Origin of the sequence: Aestuariispira ectoiniformans (genome assembly GCF_025136295.1) — a bacterium.
Lineage (GTDB): Bacteria > Pseudomonadota > Alphaproteobacteria > UBA8366 > Aestuariispiraceae > Aestuariispira_A > Aestuariispira_A ectoiniformans.
In genome coordinates this window covers 3,517,141-3,538,086 of the sequence record NZ_CP062788.1, presented here as the reverse complement: position 1 = coordinate 3,538,086, position 20,946 = coordinate 3,517,141, and the positions used below count along the sequence as shown (strand labels likewise).

General features: G+C 57.4%; 18 protein-coding genes. 15 read left to right on the top strand and 3 right to left on the bottom strand.

The window, feature by feature from the left end:
• The first annotated feature begins 64 nt into the window (after positions 1-64).
• Together IF205_RS16670 and IF205_RS16665 are read left to right on the top strand one after the other, a co-directional pair.
• The gene (locus IF205_RS16670) at positions 65-1,447 is read left to right on the top strand and encodes a class II 3-deoxy-7-phosphoheptulonate synthase (protein ID WP_259780485.1); all 1,383 of its coding nucleotides are present in this window, start codon (positions 65-67) and stop codon (positions 1,445-1,447) included.
• Positions 1,448-1,534: 87 nt separating this feature from the next.
• Entirely contained in the window at positions 1,535-2,671 is a 1,137-nt protein-coding gene (locus IF205_RS16665) for a nicotinate phosphoribosyltransferase (protein ID WP_375542655.1), read from the top strand.
• 35 nt (positions 2,672-2,706) lie between these two features.
• On the opposite strand, the gene IF205_RS16660 is transcribed toward IF205_RS16665, so the two are convergent.
• Positions 2,707-3,573: a hypothetical protein gene (locus IF205_RS16660; protein ID WP_259780483.1), complete on the bottom strand. Its 867-nt coding sequence runs from the start codon at positions 3,571-3,573 to the stop codon at positions 2,707-2,709.
• Between the two features lie 166 nt (positions 3,574-3,739).
• Between IF205_RS16660 and IF205_RS16655 the strand changes: the two genes are divergently transcribed.
• The 5 genes from IF205_RS16655 to IF205_RS16635 all read left to right on the top strand — a co-directional run bounded on the left by IF205_RS16655 (position 3,740) and on the right by IF205_RS16635 (position 8,323).
• Positions 3,740-5,413, top strand: a complete 1,674-nt coding sequence (locus IF205_RS16655; RefSeq protein WP_259780482.1) for an NAD+ synthase — start codon at positions 3,740-3,742, stop codon at positions 5,411-5,413.
• Between the two features lie 42 nt (positions 5,414-5,455).
• Positions 5,456-6,793 carry a glutamate--tRNA ligase gene (gene gltX, locus IF205_RS16650; RefSeq protein WP_259780481.1) on the top strand — a complete coding sequence of 446 codons (1,338 nt, stop codon included), beginning with the start codon at positions 5,456-5,458 and terminating at the stop codon, positions 6,791-6,793.
• Positions 6,794-6,888: 95 nt separating this feature from the next.
• Complete coding sequence (locus IF205_RS16645; protein ID WP_259780480.1) at positions 6,889-7,212, top strand: ArsR/SmtB family transcription factor; 324 nt, start codon at positions 6,889-6,891, stop codon at positions 7,210-7,212.
• Positions 7,212-7,622 (top strand): SRPBCC family protein, encoded by a 411-nt coding sequence (locus IF205_RS16640; protein WP_259780479.1) that lies wholly within the window; start codon positions 7,212-7,214, stop codon positions 7,620-7,622. The genes IF205_RS16645 and IF205_RS16640 overlap by 1 nt, the downstream gene beginning before the upstream one ends.
• Positions 7,623-7,933: 311 nt before the next feature.
• Positions 7,934-8,323, top strand: a complete 390-nt coding sequence (locus IF205_RS16635; protein WP_259780478.1) for a DUF1801 domain-containing protein — start codon at positions 7,934-7,936, stop codon at positions 8,321-8,323.
• Position 8,324: 1 nt separating this feature from the next.
• Here IF205_RS16635 and IF205_RS16630 read toward each other — a convergent pair whose 3' ends face one another.
• Positions 8,325-9,233, bottom strand: a complete 909-nt coding sequence (locus tag IF205_RS16630; protein WP_259780477.1) for an SDR family oxidoreductase — start codon at positions 9,231-9,233, stop codon at positions 8,325-8,327.
• A gap of 94 nt (positions 9,234-9,327) precedes the next feature.
• Here IF205_RS16630 and IF205_RS16625 point away from each other — a divergent pair, with 94 nt between their 5' ends.
• The 5 genes from IF205_RS16625 (at position 9,328) to IF205_RS16605 (ending at position 14,678) form a co-directional block, all read left to right on the top strand.
• The gene (locus tag IF205_RS16625) at positions 9,328-9,888 is read left to right on the top strand and encodes a TetR/AcrR family transcriptional regulator (RefSeq protein WP_259780476.1); all 561 of its coding nucleotides are present in this window, start codon (positions 9,328-9,330) and stop codon (positions 9,886-9,888) included.
• Positions 9,889-10,181: 293 nt separating this feature from the next.
• Entirely contained in the window at positions 10,182-11,555 is a 1,374-nt protein-coding gene (gene cysS / locus IF205_RS16620) for a cysteine--tRNA ligase (protein ID WP_259780475.1), read from the top strand.
• Positions 11,556-11,573: 18 nt separating this feature from the next.
• Positions 11,574-13,166 carry a citramalate synthase gene (gene cimA, locus IF205_RS16615; RefSeq protein WP_259780474.1) on the top strand — a complete coding sequence of 531 codons (1,593 nt, stop codon included), beginning with the start codon at positions 11,574-11,576 and terminating at the stop codon, positions 13,164-13,166.
• 3 nt (positions 13,167-13,169) lie between these two features.
• Positions 13,170-13,922: a 5'-methylthioadenosine/adenosylhomocysteine nucleosidase gene (locus tag IF205_RS16610; RefSeq protein ID WP_259780473.1), complete on the top strand. Its 753-nt coding sequence runs from the start codon at positions 13,170-13,172 to the stop codon at positions 13,920-13,922.
• Between the two features lie 21 nt (positions 13,923-13,943).
• Positions 13,944-14,678 (top strand): RNA methyltransferase, encoded by a 735-nt coding sequence (locus IF205_RS16605; protein ID WP_259780472.1) that lies wholly within the window; start codon positions 13,944-13,946, stop codon positions 14,676-14,678.
• 4 nt (positions 14,679-14,682) lie between these two features.
• On the opposite strand, the gene IF205_RS16600 is transcribed toward IF205_RS16605, so the two are convergent.
• Entirely contained in the window at positions 14,683-15,564 is an 882-nt protein-coding gene (locus IF205_RS16600; RefSeq protein ID WP_259780471.1) for a DMT family transporter, read from the bottom strand.
• Positions 15,565-15,760: 196 nt separating this feature from the next.
• Here IF205_RS16600 and rpsD point away from each other — a divergent pair, with 196 nt between their 5' ends.
• The 3 genes from rpsD to IF205_RS16585 all read left to right on the top strand — a co-directional run bounded on the left by rpsD (position 15,761) and on the right by IF205_RS16585 (position 20,888).
• On the top strand, positions 15,761-16,375 hold the full coding sequence (rpsD, locus tag IF205_RS16595) for a 30S ribosomal protein S4 (protein WP_259780470.1): 615 nt from the start codon (positions 15,761-15,763) through the stop codon (positions 16,373-16,375).
• Positions 16,376-16,855: 480 nt separating this feature from the next.
• Positions 16,856-18,667, top strand: coding sequence for an ABC transporter substrate-binding protein (locus IF205_RS16590; protein ID WP_259780469.1), 1,812 nt, complete (start codon positions 16,856-16,858; stop codon positions 18,665-18,667).
• Between the two features lie 25 nt (positions 18,668-18,692).
• Positions 18,693-20,888 carry an ATP-binding protein gene (locus tag IF205_RS16585; RefSeq protein ID WP_259780468.1) on the top strand — a complete coding sequence of 732 codons (2,196 nt, stop codon included), beginning with the start codon at positions 18,693-18,695 and terminating at the stop codon, positions 20,886-20,888.
• The last annotated feature ends 58 nt before the right edge of the window (positions 20,889-20,946 follow it).

The window sequence follows — 20,946 nt, the reverse complement described above, 5'->3', positions numbered from 1 at the left end:
TCCCTGAAGGGCGCATTGCGAGGATTTGAGCGACTGAGACGATTTTTATTGGTGGAGAAGAACCATGTCCAATACCTGGACTCCGACGAGCTGGAGAGACAAGGAAATCAGCCAGGTTCCGGAATATCCGGACCTGTCCGTGCTGGAATCCGTTGAAGAGTCTCTGCGTTCGTATCCACCTTTGGTTTTTGCAGGTGAAGCGCGCCGGTTGAAACGGGAACTGGGTGAGGTTGCGGAAGGCAAGGCTTTCTTGCTGCAGGGCGGCGATTGCGCCGAAAGCTTTGCCGAATTCCACGCCAACAATATCCGCGACACCTTCAAGGTCATCCTGCAGATGGCTGTTGTCCTGACCTTTGGGGCTTCCTCTCCGGTGGTCAAGGTTGGCCGTATGGCCGGTCAGTTCGCCAAACCGCGTTCTGCCCCCAATGAGGTGATCAACGGCGTGGAGCTGCCCAGCTATCGCGGTGATATCATCAACGGGATTGATTTCACCGAAGCTTCCCGTGTGCCGGACCCGAACCGGATGGTGCGCGCCTACAATCAGGCGTCCGCGACGCTGAACCTGTTACGCGCATTCGCGCAGGGCGGTTTTGCTGACCTGCACAAGCTGCATCGCTGGAACCTGGATTTCGTCAATGACAGCCAGCAGGGTGAAAAATATCAGGCTATGGTACAGCGCCTGGACGAGACGCTGAACTTCATGGCGGCCTGCGGTATTACCTCCGACAACGTCCCGCAACTGCGTGAAACCGATTTCTATACCTCTCACGAGGCACTGTTGCTGTGGTATGAAGAAGCGCTCACCCGTCAGGACAGCATCAACGGGAAATGGTATGACTGTTCCGCACATATGCTGTGGATCGGGGACCGGACCCGTCAGCCGGAAAGCGCCCATGTGGAATTCATGAAGGGTGTCGATAATCCGATCGGCATGAAATGCGGCCCGACCATGGACCCGGATGAACTGATCCGCCTGATCGACATCCTGAATCCGGAAAACGAAGCAGGGCGTCTGACCCTGATCGCGCGGATGGGCCACGACAAGGTGGAACAATACCTGCCGAAGCTGGTCCGCAAGGTGAAGGAAGAAGGCCGCAATGTCGTCTGGTCCTGTGACCCGATGCATGGCAATACGATCAAGGCCGATTCGGGTTACAAGACCCGCCCGTTCGACCGCATCCTGACCGAAGTGCGCAAATTCTTCGAGGTGCATAACGCAGAAGGAACGCATGGCGGCGGTGTGCATTTCGAGATGACCGGCAGCGATGTTACCGAATGCCTGGGCGGCGCGCAGGCGATCACGGAAGACGGCCTGTCGGAACGCTATCACACCCATTGTGATCCGCGTCTGAACGGCAAACAGGCTTTGGAACTTGCCTTCCTGATTGCGGAAGAATTGAAAGAAGCGCGGGGCGAGCAAACCTCTGCATTGGCAGAAGCGTCCTAACAGGCTAAACAAAAACTCCATTTTTGGTATACGGCTGCGGCGGTGACGTCGCAGCCGCATTTTCAACGCAGGGGGAGAATGGGGCCCATGACGGATACGATCCCGACTTGGACGGACGCCTATTTCAAACGCACCAGGGATGTGATTGGCAAATTCGGAGACGCGAAGGTGACTTACGCCGTCTTCATGCGGCGTCCGGTCGTCTCGGCCCCACGGCTTGCGCTGGAGTGGCTGAAACGTGTCGCCAAAGACCGGGATTTCGAGGTGAAGGTAGACCTGCGTTATGCCGAAGGCCGCTGGGTCGGCGCCGGTGAGGCGCTGATGTATATCTCGGGCTCTTTCTACAATCTGGTGGAACTTGAAACCCTGTTCCTGCAGCGTCTGGGCCCGGCCTGCGTCGCCGCCTACAACGCCTTTACCATGTGTACGGAATTGCCCAAGGCGGCCTTCCTCGCCATGGATGCCCGCCATTGCGCAGGCATGGAAATGGCCGAACTGATGGCCTATGCGGCCTCCGTCGGGTCGGACCGCGCCAACCGCAAGGCAAATGCCATCGGCTTTATCGGCAACGCCACCGATGCCACGGCCCATTATTTCAACCAGCCCAAAGGGTTTGGAACCATGCCCCATGCGTTGATCGGTTACGCCGGATCGACGCTCCGGGCAGCGGAAATGTATCACGAGACATTCCAGGACGAACCGATGACGGTCCTGGTGGATTATTTTGGCAAGGAAATCACCGATGCCCTTGCGGTTGCCAACCGTTTCCCGGACGTGGCACGACAGGGCAAACTGGCGATTCGCCTGGACACCCTGGGCGGGCGCTTCTGCGAGGGGCTGGATCCGGCGGAAAGCTATGCCGTGCTGGAGCGTCACGTGCCGCAGGCCATCCGTGGCTATCGCACCGAAAGCGAACTGCGTCACCTGATCGGTCCGGGCGTGTCGGCGGCCGCGCTCTGGAAGCTGCGCGAATCCTTGGATGCTGCCGGTTTCGACAAGGTGCGGATTGTTGCCTCCAGCGGTTTCGGTCCGGAGAAATGCCGCGTCATGTCGCTGGCCGATGCACCGATTGATGTCGTTGGCACCGGAAGTTACCTGCCGGAAAAATGGTCGGAGACCTATGCCACGGCGGATATCGTGGAATATGATGGGGAAGCGCGGGTCAAGGTTGGCCGTGAATTCCTGCTGCGCCAGGGGGAAGTCGCCGAGGAAACTGACGACTGACCCCGGACCTCCGGCACTGCAGGTCCTGAGTGGATTCAGGCTTTTTTCTCTACCAGGTTTTCCGCGACGATCATTTTGTCGCGGGCCAGGGCGCGCAGGGCTTCCTGCACCATGACGATATTGGCCTCGCCATAGCGATTGCGCATCTCGGTCAGACGGTCGGGCTTGCTCAAACTCTCTGCCATGGGGGTATAGAGTGCGTCCATCAGCAGATGGAATTCCTGATCGCCGAAATGCCAGTTCCGCTCCGCATCGCTGTGCGGGGTTGGCATGTTGCGGCTGAAGACGTCGATCATCCAGTGCCGGCGTTTGGGGGCATCCCTCAGATATTGGGCCATCAGGACGAGGACATCCTGCACCAGCATGGCGGCGTAGGGGCTCTCATAGACCTTGTCCCACTCAAAGATATCGCCGTTTTCCTGTTTCATCTCGTCCACAATTTCGTGACATTTGGCCTGATATTCGTCCAGGCGTTCGCGGCCGATCATCTGTTGCAGCATGAAGAGGAAGGCAGGAATGACACGGCGGGAAAGCGTTTCATTTTGAAGCGGCGGTTTTCCCCGTGGCGGCAGAAGATGGGAGAAATGGCGCACAATCAGGCGTTCCAGAACCTGGTTGCGCTCTTCCGACCAGTTGACCTCCTCCACGGCGCGATAGATCATCTGCCAGCCGTCGGAGACAAGGTTCTGCATTTCAGGGTCCGACATATCACGCAGGCCCAGCATGGTCGCACGAACAACGTCCTCAGACAGGGACGCGCCATGTTCCAACAGGCGCTCTTCTGCAAGGTTCAGAACCTGACGTAAAAGCTGGGAGACTTTATAAGGACCATAGCCCAGAGCCGTCAGGTCGTTGGCAAGGTTTGAACTGTCGTCGCCATTGCCGTTTTTTATTGCTCCCACTGCAGTTTCCTCCTCTGGTGGCCGGTCACAACTCTTCGCCTTGGGCCAGGGGTTGATTTGTCCCCGTTTAAAGGCTAACCCGACGATAATAGATTAGCACGAAACGGGCACGCAAAACCCGCACCAATTCGGCCCTGTGCCACGGGATTATGAGGAAGCAGGCAGTATGACCGACCGGTTGATGATAGCACTGGCCCAGATCAACCCCACCGTGGGCGATCTGACAGGCAATGTATCCCGGATCAAGGACCGATATCTGGAGGCAGTTGCCCAAGGGGCAGACCTGGTCTTGTTCAGCGAGATGGTGGTCAGCGGCTATCCGCCGGAAGACCTCGTACTGAAGCCCTTTTTCCTGGATAAGGTCGAGGCGGCGGTGCAGAGCCTTGTGGAACTGACCGCAGGCCGCGACACCGGCATGATCGTCGGCGCGCCCTGGCGTGTTGACGGAAAGCGGCATAATGCGGCCCTGTTGATCGTTGATGGGGAAATTTCTGCCGTCCGTTGCAAGCATGAATTGCCCAATTACGGTGTCTTTGATGAAAAGCGTGTCTTTGAACCGGGCGCGCTCTTGGGCCCGGTCGATTTCAAAGGCGTGCGGATCGGCATTCCTATCTGCGAGGATATGTGGTTCCCGGATGTGACCGAATGCCTTGAAGAATGCGGCGCGGAGATGTTGTTGGTGCCCAATGGATCCCCGTTTGAGGTCGATAAGTCAGACCAGCGGATGCAGAATGCGGTGGCCCGTGTCACTGAAAGCGGCCTGCCTCTGGCCTATGTGAACCAGGTTGGCGGCCAGGATGAACTGGTCTTCGATGGCGGATCCTTTGTCCTGAACGGCGATTGTTCGATGGCGGTACAGATGCCCGCCTGTGAAGAGGCCATGGAACTCACCACCTGGGAGCGCGGGAAAAAGGGCTGGGCCTGTCAGTCGGGCGCGAAAGTCGCGCCGCCGGAACGGCTGGAGAATATGTATCGTGTCGTGGTTCTGGGACTGCGTGACTATGTGAACAAGAACGGCTTCCCCGGCATTATCCTGGGCATGTCCGGCGGTATTGATTCAGCCCTTTCCGCAGCGGTTGCGGTCGATGCCCTGGGGGCGGACCGCGTGCATTGCGTGATGATGCCGTCGCCCTATACCAGCAGGGAAAGCCTTGAGGATGCGTCCTCTGCCTGCGCGCTGTTGGGGGTAAGCCTTGATGAGGTCGGCATCAAACCGGCCATGGATGCTTTCCAGCAGATGTTCGCCCCGCTGTTCGGCGACCGGGCGGCGGATGTGACGGAAGAGAATATCCAGGCGCGCTCTCGTGGACTGACGCTGATGGCGCTGTCCAACAAGATGGGCTACATGGTGCTGACCACGGGCAATAAATCAGAGATGTCGGTGGGCTATGCCACACTTTACGGTGATATGTGCGGCGGCTATTCGGTGTTGAAGGATATCTACAAGACTGATGTTTTCCGTCTGTGCCGCTGGCGCAACGAAGGCAAACCCGTCACCTGGAAAGATATTATGCTGGGGCCGGATGGCCCGGTGATGCCGGAACGGATCATCTCCAAGCCGCCTTCGGCGGAACTGCGCCCCGACCAGAAAGATGAAGACAGTCTGCCACCCTATGACGTGCTCGATGATATCCTCTATTGTCTGGTGGAAGGGGAGAAGAGCGTTGAAGAGATTGTCGCACGTGGCCATGATCCGCAGACGGTGCAACGTGTCTGGCGCATGCTGGACCTTGCGGAATACAAGCGCCGTCAGGCCCCGCCGGGCGTGAAGATCACGTCACGTGCCTTTGGTCGTGACCGCCGTTACCCGATCACCAACGCGTTCCGCAAGATTTTGTAAGCTGTCCCATTGGCCAGCCAACCAGAAAACAGGTTCAAATCCATGTCCGTCAAAGTCCGTTTCGCTCCCAGCCCGACCGGTGAACTGCATGTGGGCAACGCCCGCGTTGCGATCCTGAACTGGTTGTTTGCCCGCTCGCAAGGCGGTGTCTTCCTGTTGCGCATGGATGACACGGACGAAGCCCGCAGCACGAAGGCTTTCGAAGAGGGGATCTATGCCGACCTGGACTGGCTGGGCCTGGGGCATGACGAATTCTTGCGCCAGTCGGACCGCTATGCGCGTTATGACGAGGCGGTGGAAACGCTGAAAGCCGATGGTCGTCTCTATCCCTGTTTCGAGACTCCGGATGAACTTGAGATGAAGCGCAAAATCCGTCTGGGGCAGGGGAAACCGCCGGTCTATGACCGTGGCGCGCTGGACCTGTCGGACGACGACAGGAAAAAGCTGGAAGCGGAAGGGCGCAAGCCGCATTGGCGTTTCCGCCTGTTGGACGAGGCCGTGGAATGGGATGATCTGGGGCGCGGGGCTGTGCATTTCGCGCCGGGCCACCTGTCCGATCCGGTGCTGATCCGTGAAGACGGGCGGCCGCTTTATACCCTGAGTTCTGTTGTTGATGATGGCGACACCAAGGTCAGTCATGTCATTCGTGGCGAGGATCATGTGGCCAACACCGCCGTTCAGGTACAGCTTTTCAAGGCGCTCGGCTTTGACGTGCCGGAATTTTCCCATCTGCCGCTGATGGTTGGTGCGGAAGGGAAAAAGCTTTCCAAGCGCGAGGGCAGCCTGTCCCTGCGGGAGCTGCGCGAAGAAGGCATGGAATCTCTGGCTGTCGTGACCTATCTGGCGCGCCTGGGGACTTCTCATGCCCCCGAAGGCTCGGAGACTTTGGAGCATCTGGCAAGCGACTTTGATATTCGCGGTTTCGGTCGCGCGGCCCCGCGCTATGACCCGACGGAACTGTCCAACCTGAATGCCAAGGTGCTGCATCACCTGCCGTTCGATCAGGTACAAAGCCGCCTGAAAGAGCAGGGGCTGGATGAGGTCAGCGAGGCCTTCTGGGCCGCGATCCACGGCAATATCGATGGGTTGAACGAAGCCAAATACTGGTGGGACGTCTGCCACGGGGAAATTACTCCGTTGGTGGAGGCAGAGGACAAGGACTTCATCGCGTTCGCCGCCGATCATCTGCCGGAAGGCGACTGGGACGAAACCACCTGGAAGGCCTGGACCGTTGCGGTCAAGGATGCAACGGGCCGCAAGGGAAAACAGCTCTTCCTGCCGCTGCGCAAGGCCTTGACCGGGCGCGACCACGGGCCGGAACTCAAGGACCTGATGCCGCTGATCGGGCGTGACCGGGTTTTGGCGCGCCTGACGTCCTAAAGACATTTTCAGTAAAAACTCAAAGCTTATGGGTTGACGTTTCCATAACTGATTGGTTATGAGTAAATATATAATCAGGTAGTTATGGATTTGTAATGTCACAATCGGCGCAGGATACTCTTTTCAGAACGCTCGCGGACCCCACGCGAAGAGCGATTTTTGAGCGTCTGTGCCGCGATGGCGACCAGACCGTGGGGGCGTTGACAGCGCGCGCCGGGGTTTCACAACCGGCTGTTTCCAAGCATCTCCGGCTTTTGAAAGAGGCCGGACTGGTTTCTGACCGCCACGAAGGGCGTCAGACCCATTACAGCGCACAGCTTGGTGCATTGGCACCCCTTAAGGACTGGGCAGAGGAGATGACCGGTTTTTGGGAACGCCGGTTCGATGATCTCGAAGACCTACTTAGAAGGATGGATTGATGGACGATTTGGCTGCAGACACGCGTTCCGTTGTCGTGGAACGGGAGTTTTCCTGTTCGCCGGAAAAGCTCTGGCGCGCATTGACGCAACCGCATCTGATTGAAGACTGGCTGATGAAATGCGATTTCAAACCGGTTGTTGGGCATGCATTCGACCTGCGCTTTGAATGGAGTGTTGTCGATTGTCAGGTTCTGGAAGTCGAACAGGATAAGCGCCTCTCCTATACCTGGGGTGACGATGACCTGAAGACGGTCGTTACCTGGACGCTTACACCCACGAATGTCGGTACGCATTTGCGTATGGAGCAGTCGGGCTTCCAGAAAGGGCAGCCGCGTTACTATGGCGGTGCCAAGGCCGGGTGGCCGCGTTTCTTCGACAATATTGAACAGGTTCTGGCGCGGATGGACTGACCTGCGCGCCAGCTTGGTGGCAACAACCAAACACGGGGGGGGAATAGACGTTGAACTGGAGCAAATGGATACGGCAAGCCCATCGTTGGCTGTCTATTGCGTTCACGTTGGGATTCATCGTGAATCTTGTTTTTGCGCTACAGGGAAATGAACCCGCATCTTGGGTTTATTTTCTCGCACTGGTGCCGTTGTTTATACTTTTTGGGACAGGGCTTTACCTGTTCGTCCTGCCTTATGCCGCCAAATGGCGTACAACCGGTCGTAGAAAGACGGTGTGATGGATATTCGGAAGCAGGGAAGGGGAAGAGACTATGGCTGAAATGGGTGCCCAAAAGGATAAGACGCCGTCCGAACTGATCGATGGGCGGATAGCCGAATTGGGCGATTGGCGGGGTGAGACGCTGGCCCGGGTCCGTGCGCTGGTAAAGCAGGCCATTCCCGAGGTTGTTGAGGAATGGAAATGGCGCGGTGTGCCGACCTGGTATCACAATGGAATGATCTGCACCGGGGAAACCTATAAGGACAAGGTGAAGATGACCTTTGTCAAAGGGGCCAAAGTCGATGACCCTGCCGGGCTTTTCAACGCCAGTCTCACCGGCAATGCCCGGCGCGCCATCGATTTTTATGAAGGTGATGAGATCGATGAAGGCGCGCTGGTTACTCTTCTTCGTTCCGCAGCGGCGTTGAATGTGAAGGCTTGAGTTAGCGGTAGCCGGTGACATCCGCCGGTTTCCCGGCGTCGGCCACGTCGGGGATATAGTGCCAGGCATCGGGCTGGCTGCCGTCAACGTCGGTGAAGCTATAGTGTTTGGCGAGGTCGCCGCTGCTGAGTGCCTGGCCGTTCCAACGGGCGCGGTCTGGGTCTGAAGCGAGTGCCGCAACGGCGCGGCCCACATAGCGGGGGCTTTCGGAAATAGCGAAATGCGGCTCATTCTCGCAAGCGTCCCGCCAGGTGTCCTCGGTAACTGTAAATATCTCCAGCATCATTTCGGAACGCATCCAGCCGGGGGTGAGGGCGACGGAGGTTGCTTTATGCTTTGCCAGATCTTGGGCGTGAGCCCAGGCCATGCGGATGACGGCATTCTTTACCAGGTCATAGTAGGGAGAGAGACGGTAATTGGCGGCGTTATAGCTGGCGGTGCCATCGGTCATCTCCACCAACAATCCGCCGGGCTTTTCGATCAGCAGGGGCAGGGCGTGACGGGCGGTGATCAGATGGGTGTTGAGCCCCAGCTCCATCATGCGCAGGCCCTTGCTCAGGTCATGCTCCCAGACGGGTTTGTTCCATTCCACAAGGTTCTCGCCACCCCAGATATCATTCACCAGAATATCCAGCCGCCCCTGTTCCTTTCGGATTCGCTCAATTAGCGCTTCGACCTGTTCTACAATCAGGTGATCGACCTGGACGGCGATGCCGGCGCCACCCGCAGCCGATGCCAATTCCGCGGTCTCCTCTATGGTTTCCGGGCGCAGATACTCTGATTGCTGTTCACGTGTCGTGCGGCCCGTGACATAGACGGTTGCGCCTGCTGCTGCCAGTTCAATGGCAATGCCACGTCCGGCGCCGCGTGTGCCTCCCGCAACGAGAGCCACTTTCCCTTCCAGTTTCATGATCGTCTCCGAATTTGCAGCCTTATCGGGATGGACTTTGCAAAGTCCTCAAGTTTATTTATAAATGAATATTCGTTTATAAATGAGAGTCAAGATGTCACGCCCGAAGAAAATTCCCGACGCCAGGGTTCTCGATATCGCACTCAGGATGATCCAGACTTGCGGCCCCGCCTCCCTGACCTTTGCCGCGTTGGCTAAGGAAAGCGGCCTGTCCGCTGCAACACTTGTCCAGCGCTTTCAAAACAAGGAAGGACTTGTCCGGGCATCGTTGCTGCATGCCTGGGATCGGCTGGATACCCGGACCGAAGACCTTGCCGGGCAAATGCCGAAGACGCCTGCGGGCGCGGTGGACATACTGGTTGCCCTGTCCGGTGATTGCAGGGACGCCGAAAGCTATTCCGACAGTCTGCTGGTCTTGCGGGAGGACTTTCGCGATCCGGTCCTGCGGAGGCGTGGGGTGGCCTGGAAAGAAGCATTGTCAGCCCGTCTGGAGGCGTGTTTCGAGGGGACTCCCGCTGCGCCTGATGGCATCGGTTCTCTGCTGTTCACGCAATGGCAGGGGACAGTATTGTGGTGGGGGTTTGAACCGGATCAGCCTGTTGATGACTTTGTCCGGCAAAATCTGGAACGGTTTGTCGCGACCCTTCTGGGCTAAAAAACTTTGTTTTTTCGGCAAGCCTCGCTATAACCGACGGACGATTTAAACGAAGGGCCTTTGTGATGACCAAGTCACATGAAATCTCGGCAATCCGTAACGACCAATTCCCGGTTGCGATTGCCTGTGCCCTGTTTCCGATCACCTGGCCGCCGATTACCGGCGGCTGTTGCTGTTGATCCGGCCCTGCCCCGGACATACGGAACAGCCGATCGGGACAAACCCGACCTTTTCCAGGACAATTGATGTTATTTCGCGCGTTTCCGCGCCATAAAAAGAACACCGGAAGACCCATGGCTTTGAAAATTTACGATACCGCCCGCCGCCAGAAAGTGGATTTTGAACCGATTGATGCGAAGAATGTCCGCATGTATGTCTGCGGCCCGACGGTCTACGACTATATCCATATCGGCAATGCGCGGCCGCTGGTGGTGTTTGATGTGCTCTACCGGTTGCTTCGCGCGGAATATGGCGGGGATCAGGTCAAATATGTCCGCAACATCACGGATGTGGATGACAAGATTAACAAGCGTGCGGCCGAAAATGACGAAGATATTCGGAGCCTGACCGAACGCACCAACCAGCAGTTCCAGGATGATGCGGCAAGCCTCGGCTGCCTTGCGCCCAATGTGCAGCCGCGCGCAACCGACCATATTCAGGAAATGCAGGACCTGATTCAGGCCCTGATCGACAAGGGCCACGCCTATGCGGCGGAAGGTCATGTTCTGTTCGATACGCGAAGCTGGCCCGATTATGGCAAATTCGCCAATAAGGACCGCGAGGAACTGGAGGCGGGTGCGCGTGTCGAGGTGGCTCCTTATAAGAAGGATGCAGCGGATTTCGTGCTGTGGAAGCCTTCCGATGATGACACCCCCGGCTGGGACAGCCCCTGGGGCCGTGGCCGTCCGGGTTGGCATATCGAATGCTCTGCCATGAGCGCCAAGCATCTGGGCGAGCAGTTTGACATTCACGGCGGTGGTCTGGACCTGATCTTCCCGCACCACCAGAACGAGGTTGCACAGAGCTGCTGCGGCAATGCGTCCGGCAAATTTGCCAATTACTGGATGCATAACGGCTATCTCATGTCCGAAGGTGAGAAGATGTCCAAGTCCTTGGGCAACTTCTACACCGTCCATGAGTTGCTGGAAGAGTTTCCGGGGGAAGCGCTGCGCTTGGTGATTTTGCAGTCGCATTACCGCCAGCCGCTGGACTTCTCCAAGGCCAAATGTGCGGATGCCAAAGCCATGCTGGACCGGATGTATGGCAGTCTGCGCGAAGTGGCCGCGATTGAGGTGGAGCCCAAAGCTGACGAGGCTTTGCTGGCGGCGCTTGAGGACGACCTGAACCTGCCGCTCGCCATTGCGGGGCTCCATGATGCCATGGGCGCGCTCAACAAGGCGCGGTCGGATGAGGAGAAAGCCGCTGCAAAGGCCCGCGTCCTGGGCAATGGTGCGGTGCTGGGGCTGTTGCAGCAGGACCCGGACGCTTGGTTGAAGGGCGGTGCCTCCGACGATGATGCGGAGATCGAGGCCCTGATCCAGCAACGCTTGGAGGCCAAGAAAGCCAAGGATTTCGCGATGGCTGACAAAATTCGTGATGACCTGAAGGCGCGTGGTATTCTGTTGGATGACAAACCCGGTGGTGTCACCGAATGGCGTCGGGCATAGGCCGGGGAGGATCTTTGCATGAGTGAGCGCGTTTATCTGTTCGACACGACCCTGCGCGATGGCGCGCAGACGACAGGCGTTGATTTCTCGGTTGCCGACAAGGTCGCCATTGCCGAGGCTTTGGACGAACTGGGTGTGGATTATGTGGAAGGCGGCTGGCCGGGGGCGAACCCGACCGATGACAGCTTCTTCCTGGCCCCGCCGAAGCTGAAAAATGCAAGTCTGGTGGCCTTCGGCATGACCCGCCGTCCGGGGCGTAGTGCCGAAAACGATCCCGGTCTGGCACCGCTGCTGAACAGTCAGGCCAGCGCGATCTGCCTGGTGGGCAAGGCATGGGACTTCCATGTGGATGTGGCGCTTGAAATTCCGCACGAAGAAAATATCGCAATGATCCGCGACAGCATTGCCTATGCGAAGGAGCGCAAAGGCGAGGCCATGTATGATGCGGAACACTTCTTCGACGGTTACAAGTCAAATCCGGACTTTACGCTGGCCTGTGCCAAGGCGGCCTACGAAGCCGGTGCGCGCTGGATCGTGCTGTGCGACACCAATGGCGGCACCCTGCCGGATGAGGTGGAACGTATCGTTCGTGAGGTGACGGAACATATCCCCGGCACTCATCTTGGCATTCACGCCCATAACGACACGGAAAATGCCGTTGCCAACACGCTGGCCGCCGTGCGGGGCGGTGTGCGCCAGGTCCAGGGCACGATCAACGGTTTGGGCGAGCGTTGCGGCAACGCCAATATGATGTCGGTGATCCCGTCGCTGATGCTGAAAATGGGTTTTGACACCGGCATGACGGACGAGGGTCTGGCACAGCTCACCCATATTTCGCGTATGCTGGACGAGCGTCTCAACCGCAACTCCAACCGTCATCAGGCCTATGTGGGCGCCAGCGCCTTTGCCCATAAGGGCGGGCTGCATGTGTCAGCCGTCGCAAAAGACCCGAAGACCTACGAGCATATCGAGCCGGAACTGGTCGGCAACCAGCGCCATATCGTGGTCTCCGACCAGGCTGGCCGGTCCAACTTGCTGGCGCGGCTGAAGGAATTCGACATCGTCATCGAAGACGAATCCAAGATCCGCCTGTTGCTGGACAAGGTGAAGGAAAAGGAATTCGAAGGCTATGCCTATGACGGCGCGGAGGCCAGCTTTGAGCTGCTGGCGCGCAAGGCGCTGGGCGAGGTGCCGGATTATTTCCGCCTGTCCCGTTTCCGCGTGATGGATGACCGCCGCTGGAGCGCCCGTCATGAACTGGTCACGGAATCCGAGGCGACGGTGACGGTCAATGTGGGTGGACAGGAAGTCATGCGCGTTGCCATGGGCAACGGCCCGGTCAACGCATTGGATGTGGCTTTGCGTCAGGCGTTGGTGGAATGCTATCCCAATCTGGAAGACATGCATCTGGTGGATTATAAGGTGCGCATCATGCCCCCTCGGGCCGATACCACCGGCACGGATGCGGTTACCCGCGTGGTGATCGAAAGTTCGGACAGTGAGGGGCATCGCTGGTCGACAGTGGGCGTTTCCGCCAATATCATCGATGCATCCTATGTCGCCTTGCGTGATGCCTATGCCTACAAGCTTTACCGCGAAGGAGTTCGTTGATCCATGAAGCCCATCGGTATCATCTCTGCCCTGCCTGAAGAAATCGAACATCTGAAATCCGGAAGCCTGGAAACTGTTGAGGTCTGTGGCCTGTCCTTCCACAAGGGCAAGGTCGACGGGCGCGACGCGGTTCTCGTGGAAACCGGGATCGGCAAGGTGAATGCGGCGATCGTGACGACCCTGCTGATAGAACGCTTCGACTGCCGGGGTGTGCTTTTCTCCGGCGTGGCAGGCGGGCTGGACCCGGCACTCAGCATCGGTGACGTGGTGATCGGCAAGCGCGTCGTACAGCATGACTACGGCCGTCTTCAGAATGAAAAGCTGATCACCTTCCAGCCCGGGGCTTTCCCGCTGCCGGGGATGGATTCCACCCATGGCTTTGAGATTGACGACGTGTTGATGGCCAGGGCTGAAGAGGCTTTGGACGGCGTTGCTCTCAAAGGCCTGGACGACGTGGAAGGTGCGGCGAATACCAACCCGCGCGTTGTCTTCGGCACGATCCTGACCGGTGATTCCTTTGTGAATTGCGAAGCGACCCGCCAACGCCTGCATGATGACTTCAAGGCCCAGGCGGTGGAGATGGAAGGGGCGGCTGTCGCCCAGGTTGCCACCCAGATGGGGCGGCCCTGGCTGATCGTCCGCTGCCTGTCGGACCTGGCGGGTGCGGAAAGCCATATGGACTTTAATGGTTTCCTGAGCGTTACCACCGAAAACGCTGCCAGCGTCACCCGGCGTCTGGTCGAGGCGTTTGACTGATTTCCAGAGACGTAATCTTTAATGACTGAACAACCTGTAATCATTCTGGTCGACCCGCAATTGGGCGAGAATATCGGCATGGTCGCCCGTGCGATGCTGAATTGCGGGCTGACGGAACTGCGTATCGTGCGCCCGCGCGACGGCTGGCCGTCGCAGGCGGCGATCGATGCCTCCGCCGGGGCGGTGGAAGTGATCGACGGTGTAACGCTCTATGAAACGACGCTGGATGCGGTCGCCGACCTGAATAGGGTCTATGCAACGACGGGCCGCCCGCGTGGCATGGTGACCAGAATTGTGACGCCGCGTCATGGGGCGGAGGAAATGCGCCGTGAAATCGCCGACGGGACCAAGGTCGGTATTCTTTTCGGCGGGGAGCGCTCCGGTCTGAACAATGACGATGTGGCGCTGGCCGATGCGGTGATCGAAGTGCCGCTGAACCCGGACTTCAAATCGCTCAATCTGGCGCAGGCGGTGCTGCTGGTTTCCTATGAATGGCGGATGAGCCAGGACGCGACACTGGGTGAGCGGCTGGAGACCAATGAGTCGGAACCGGCCAGTAAAGCCGAGTTGGACAATTTCATGACGCGGCTGGCCGATGGCCTGGACAAGGGCGGTTTCTTCAAATCACCTGCCATGCGCCCGGGCGTGCTGCGTAATATCCGAAACCTGTTCAAACGCGGTCAACCCACTGAGCAGGAAATCCGTACCCTGCATGGAATTATTGTTGCCTTGCAGAAGGCAGGCAAAAAAAACTAATCCGTCACGCCAGTGCATTCTTGCGCTTGCGGGCGCGCATCAGGCGGCGCAGGGAGTGGATGACCAGCGTGCCGACCACGATGCCGCCACCGATCAGGGCGTTGCGGCTAGGCTCCTCACCGATGACCAGCCAGACCCAAAGCGGCCCCAGCGTGGTTTCCAACAACATCAGCAGACTGACCTCAGGTGCGGGGATAAAGCGTGGGCCGATGGTGAGCAGGCCGAAGGAGATGGGCAAGACGACGACGCCCATTACGGCGATCCACTGCATCTGGTCCTGGCTGTAGTCGAACGCGCCGGTGAGCGGGAATGTGATCGCTGCGGCAGCCAGGCCGGCCACGGCGAGGGAAGGAACCATATCGGTATTGGGTTTGCGCCGGATCATTGTGAAGCCAAAGGCCATGGAAACCGCCGTCATCAGCGCAAACAGATTACCGGCATAGTCGCCGCTGCCAAAACTGTCGCCCACCACGACCAGAATGCCGATAAAGGAAAGGCCAATGGCGACCCAGGTCGCAAGATTGATCTTCTCTTTCAGCAACACGATGCTGAGCAGCGCGGCAAACATGGGGGAGGTGGCCACAATCACCAGGGTATTGGCGACCGAGGTATGGGATACGGACAGCACGAACCCCATAGAGCTTAACGTGTAGCTGGCGGAGATCATGAGGCCGTATCGGCCGGTTTCCCGGATGGCCCCGAACAGGCGCTGGCGATAGATCAGGGCGAGGGTAACCATGAGCGTACTGCCCATCAACAGGCCGCGCCAGAAGACAACCGACCATTGGTCCAGCCCGACCAGCCGGATCAGAAGGGTGTCCGGTGTCAGTACCATGACGCCCAGAAAAGTCAGCAAAAAGCCCTTGCCGTGATCGCTTGTCCCCACCGTAAATTCCTTTGTTCGTTATTTCTTTTCCAAAACGGAAGGCGCCTGTTTTATCGGGGTTTGACAAACCCGCGGATTTCCCTATAGTGCGCCCGCTTTCCGGGAAAGTGGATGGCCTGAACTGCCTTCCCGCCACCTTAAAGTCAAGGATGGACTACCGGAATAAAAATGACTCCGATTAATACGGGAAATTGCTATGAGTAAGCGTCACAATTCCAAGTACAAAATCGACCGCCGCCTGGGTGTAAACCTGTGGGGTCGTCCGAAGAGCCCGATCAACAGCCGTGAATATGGCCCGGGTCAGCACGGTCAGCGCCGTAAGAAGCCGTCCGACTTCGGTACCCAGCTGATGGCCAAGCAGAAGCTGAAAGGCTACTACGGCAACATCGGCGAGAAGAAATTCAAAAAATACTATGCGGAAGCTGTTCGTCGTCGCGGCGACACCGGCGAAAACCTGATTGGCCTGCTGGAACAGCGCCTGGACGCCGTTATCTATCGCGCGAAATTCGTACCGACCGTTTTCGCTGCACGTCAGTTCGTCAACCACGGCCACGTCCGTGTGAACGGCAAGAAAGTCAACATCGCATCTTACATGGTTAAAGAAGGTGACGTTGTCTCCGTTCGCGACAAGAGCCGTGAAATCCCGATGCTCCTGGAAGCAATCGCCTCCGCAGAGCGCGACGTTCCGGACTACATCGAAGCAGACCACAACAAGCTGACGGCGACCTTCGTTCGTATGCCGAAGCTGGAAGATGTGCCCTATCCGGTTCAGATGGAACCGAACCTGGTCATCGAATTCTACTCCCGTTAATCGGGACGAAATCGAAATCGGAAAAGGCCGCCCTTCGGGGCGGCCTTTTTTGCATGCAAAATCCGGAAATCTATTTATTATCCTGAGTATTTTTCTAATATACAAAAAATCTAAATTCAGTTAATTTGTTGAAAATTAACTATAAACTGTATTTTCTTCTTGGTTGTGCTATTGCCAAAATTAACAAAAAAGTAAGGATTTTGTATTGATACTATTCGCGTATTGGTAGCAGGTGGGCGCTGCTGCACCGGGCACTCAACATTCGTCTTGAGTGAAATGCGACAATAAGCTGGCAACATCTCCGTGCGGAGATGGTGAACCAATTTTCGGTATGCCACGATTGGGATGGTGAGACAGGCAATGCAGAAATGCACGAAACGGCTTTGGGGCCACGTATTCGCAATTCTATTGATCTCATTTTTCTTCGCTGCAACGCCCATCGGCTCTCCTGTCGAGGCCGGGGTCTATAGGCAGGCGCCCATGCTGGCTGAAAAAACCAAGGCCGGTGAATTGCCCGATGTTGATGCCAGGCTGCCGGTCACGCCAGTGCTGGTACAGCCTGTAAAGTCTATCGGCCATTACGGCGGAACCTGGCGGATGGCAATGCGCCGTGGGCGGGACCATGCGCTGTTGATCCGGACAATCGGCTACGAGAATCTAATTCGCTGGAACCCGGAATGGACGGGTATCGTGCCGAATATCGCACAGTCATACACCGTAAATGACAACGCTACGGTCTATACCTTCAAACTGCGTGAAGGCATCCGTTGGTCCGACGGTGCGCCTTTCACCGCCGATGACATCCTGTTCTGGTATAACGATGTCCTGCTGAACAAGGACCTGACCGAGGGGCTGGATGCCTGGCGCATCTCCAACGGCAAAAAGTTCGAAGTCGAGAAGCTGGGCAAATATGAGGTGGCCTTCCGATTTGACGAGCCGCAGGGCATGTTCTTGGAATATCTGGCAGCACCCGAAGGGGCGGAGGCGACAAGCTATCCCGCGCATTATCTGAAACCCTATCACATTGACTATAATCCCGATGCCAATTCAAAGGCCCGGGCGGCGGGTTTCAAGGACTGGACGCAACAGTTCTACGATGTTTTCGGCAAACCGGGCACGATTGACGACAAGTCGCGCTGGCTGAACCCGGACCTGCCCGTGTTGAATGCCTGGTTGCTGAAGGGAACCTATACGGTCGATGAACCCCTCGAGGCGGTTCGTAATCCCTATTACTGGAAGGTCGATCCGGCTGGTCAGCAACTACCCTATATTGACCGTATCAGCTATGAGGTCGTGGAATCGAAGGCGGATGCCCGGCAGGTTGCACGTGAAGGGCGTGTTGATATGCAGGTCCGTCACATGAATGTCTTCGCGGAAGAGGTATTCGATAATCCGCAGGATTGGCCGGACCTGACGACATTCGAGGCTATCGACACTGACAATAATACTGCGGCCCTGTCTCTCAACCTGAACCATCGCGATCCGGTACTCAGGAATATTTTCCAGAACAAGAAATTCCGTATTGCGCTGTCCCATGCCCTTGACCGGAAGGCGATCATCGCCAAGGCGCTGGATGGAAAGGGCAAACCTTTCCAGGTGGGCCCCCGACCGGAATCGCCATATTACAATGACCAACTGGCAACACAGTATCTGGATTATGACCCGGCGAAGGCCAAAGCCATTCTGGATGAAATGGGGCTGAAGGTCGGCCCGGACGGGATCAGACTGCGCCCGGATGGCAAGCCGCTTTCCGTCTTTTTGGATACGGTCGGCGAAAAGCGTTTTGAGATCATCAAGGCGGTTGCCGGCTACTGGCGTTCGGTCGGCATTGATGTCACTGCGAGAAACCTGGAGCGCAGCGCCTTTTACGATATGCGTGCAGTGAACCAGCATGACGTTTCGGCCTGGGGCGGTGACGGTGGTATCGCCGTGATGCTGGCGCCGATCTATTATTTCCCCTACACATATGAGTCTCTGTTTGCGACACGCTGGGCGCGCTGGTTCCAGTCGCCGGACGATCCGGCGGCGGAAATCCCTCCGACAGCGGTACGTCGCCAGATGGACCTTTATCATCAGTTGACAGAACAGGGGAGTGCCGAGAAGCGTAAACGGATGATGCGTGAGATTCTCCAGATTGCCGCTGACGAGTTTATGGTGATCGGTGTCAGTCTGCCGCCCGTCAGGCATGGCATTTACCGTAAGACAATGCATAATATTCCGGCTGTCATGCCGGCTGCCTGGAGCTATCCAACGCCTGCGCCCACGAATCCGGCACAGTATTTCATTCGCTAGTTTGGCGTAGTAAGCTCTCACGGATATGACCACAGACGCGATTGTCAGCAACCACCACGATGAACCGAAACCAAGACCGGCTTTCCTCAAAAGTCTGGCGGTGAAAGTTGGTGTGGCCATTGTGCTTGCCGAAATTCTCGTCCTGTCAATTATTGGAACCTACTATGTCCGCCAGTTGAGCGTGGAAATCGATGCGGCTGCGGAACAGCGTGTCCACGCGGTAAGTGTCCTTCTGCAGGAATCCCTGTTGAAATATGCCGCAATTGCCGATCGTGCCGTTATGACGGAACTGGTCGGGGAGGAATTGACCGATGGGATGGTCATCGGGGCGACGGGTCATGTATTTCATGCTTTGGACCCCGCAGACATCGGTCGTGCCGTAGAGGATATCGACGGGCTGGACCCTGCCTGGTTTAAAACGACGCAGACGGAAAAACTGATCCTGCATACCACCGACGACACTGGCAGCTATGTTGTGGGAATCACGCCGATCTTCACATTGGACAGTTCGCAGCCGTTCCTCTTTGCCTATTTGAAGGTGAATACAACGCAACTGGATGACCGCAAGGCGGCGGCCCTGAACCGGGTCGTGATGGGATCACTGTTTTGCATCGTCGTGACCACACTTATCATCTTCCTCAGTTTCAACAGGATGATCCTGGCGCGTATTCGCAGTGCGGTGACTTTTACCGGGCATGTGCGGGCCGGGCAGTTGAATGAACGCATGCCCAAGACGGCCAATGACGAGATCGGCCTGTTGGAAAGCGGCCTCAACAATATGGCTGAAGACCTGCAGCGGCGCGGTCTTCAGCGCGACGAGGCTGAAGATCAACTGCGCGAGGCCAATGAGACGCTGGAAGCGCGGGTTGAACAGCGCACGGCAGAACTGAAAGAGGCGGTCAACCACCTGGAGAAAGAGGTGGAAGAGCATAAGATGACCGGTCGCGCGCTTCGGCGGCAAAGTTCAATCGTGCGGCTGCTGCAACGTATTACCGTGGCGGCCAATGAGTCGGCCACCGTCGAGGATGCGTTGCAGGTATGTCTGGATTCTGTCTGCGGCTATTTCGGTTGGCCCGTGGGGCATGTCTTCATGCTGCGGGAGGGCTCCAGTGAAGAGATGATCAGCACGGGGCTTTGGCATATCGAGGATCGTGTGCATTTCGGCAAGTTCCGGAAGGCGGCGGAAAACCTGACCGTTACCTTGGGAGAAGGCCTGCCCGGTCGCGTCATGCGCAGTGGCAGTCCTGTTTGGGTCACCGGCGGCGCAAGGCGCACCATGCGTCGTGCCGGTGCAGCCGAGGAATGCGGCCTCATGGCGGGATTTGCCTTTCCAGTTCTGGTCGGACGGGAGGTTGTTGCCGTTCTGGAGTTCTTCTCCACCTCCGGGCGCAGGCCGGAAAGTGACCTGTTTGAAATCATGCGGGATGTCGGTGTCCAGTTGGGGCGCGTGGTTGAGCGCAAAAGGTCGGAAAAACAGCTTCAGCAGGCAATGGAGCAGGCGGATCAGGCGAACCGGGCCAAATCCGGTTTCCTTTCAAACCTGAGCCACGAATTGCGGACGCCGATGAACGCCATCGTCGGGTTCAGCGAACTGTTGCGCGGTGACGAGAGGGACCCGCTGACGGAACGGCAAAGTGACCAGGTCGCCACAATCCTAAAGGCCGCTCATCATACAGTCAGGCTGATTGATCAGGTCCTGGACCTCGCGAAGATCGAGGCGGGGCATTATGAGCTGGATTCCGAATGGGTGCCTGCGGGGGACGTATATGACTATTGTGCCGGTGTCGCAAAGCAGATGGCGCAAAGTCATGAAGTGGAACTTCGCCTGACTGAGGGTGGCAAGGTGCCGAATGTCAGCATCTTTGCCGATCATACCGCCTTGTCACAGGCAATTTTGAATATCGTCTCAAACGCCATTAACTATGCCGGGGCCTATGGTCCGGTAGAGTTCTTCTGTGAGCAGTTCGACGGTAACAACATTCGCTTTGTCATACGGGACCAAGGGCCCGGTATTGCGCAGGATGACCAGGAAAAAGTGTTTCAACCCTTCCAGCGTCTCGCTGCAGGCCGCCGACAGGCGGACGGTACGGGCATCGGCCTGAACATCACGCGCCATCTTGTCGCGATGATGGGGGCTCGCCTGACCCTGGAGAGCGAGGTTGATAAAGGGGCCGAGTTTACGATTGAGTTCACAGGGCGCGCTGCGGTCGCGAATGACTGAATAGCTGGATAGCCGGGAAGGCTGCATATAAAAAACGGGCGCTGGAGTTGTGCCCCTT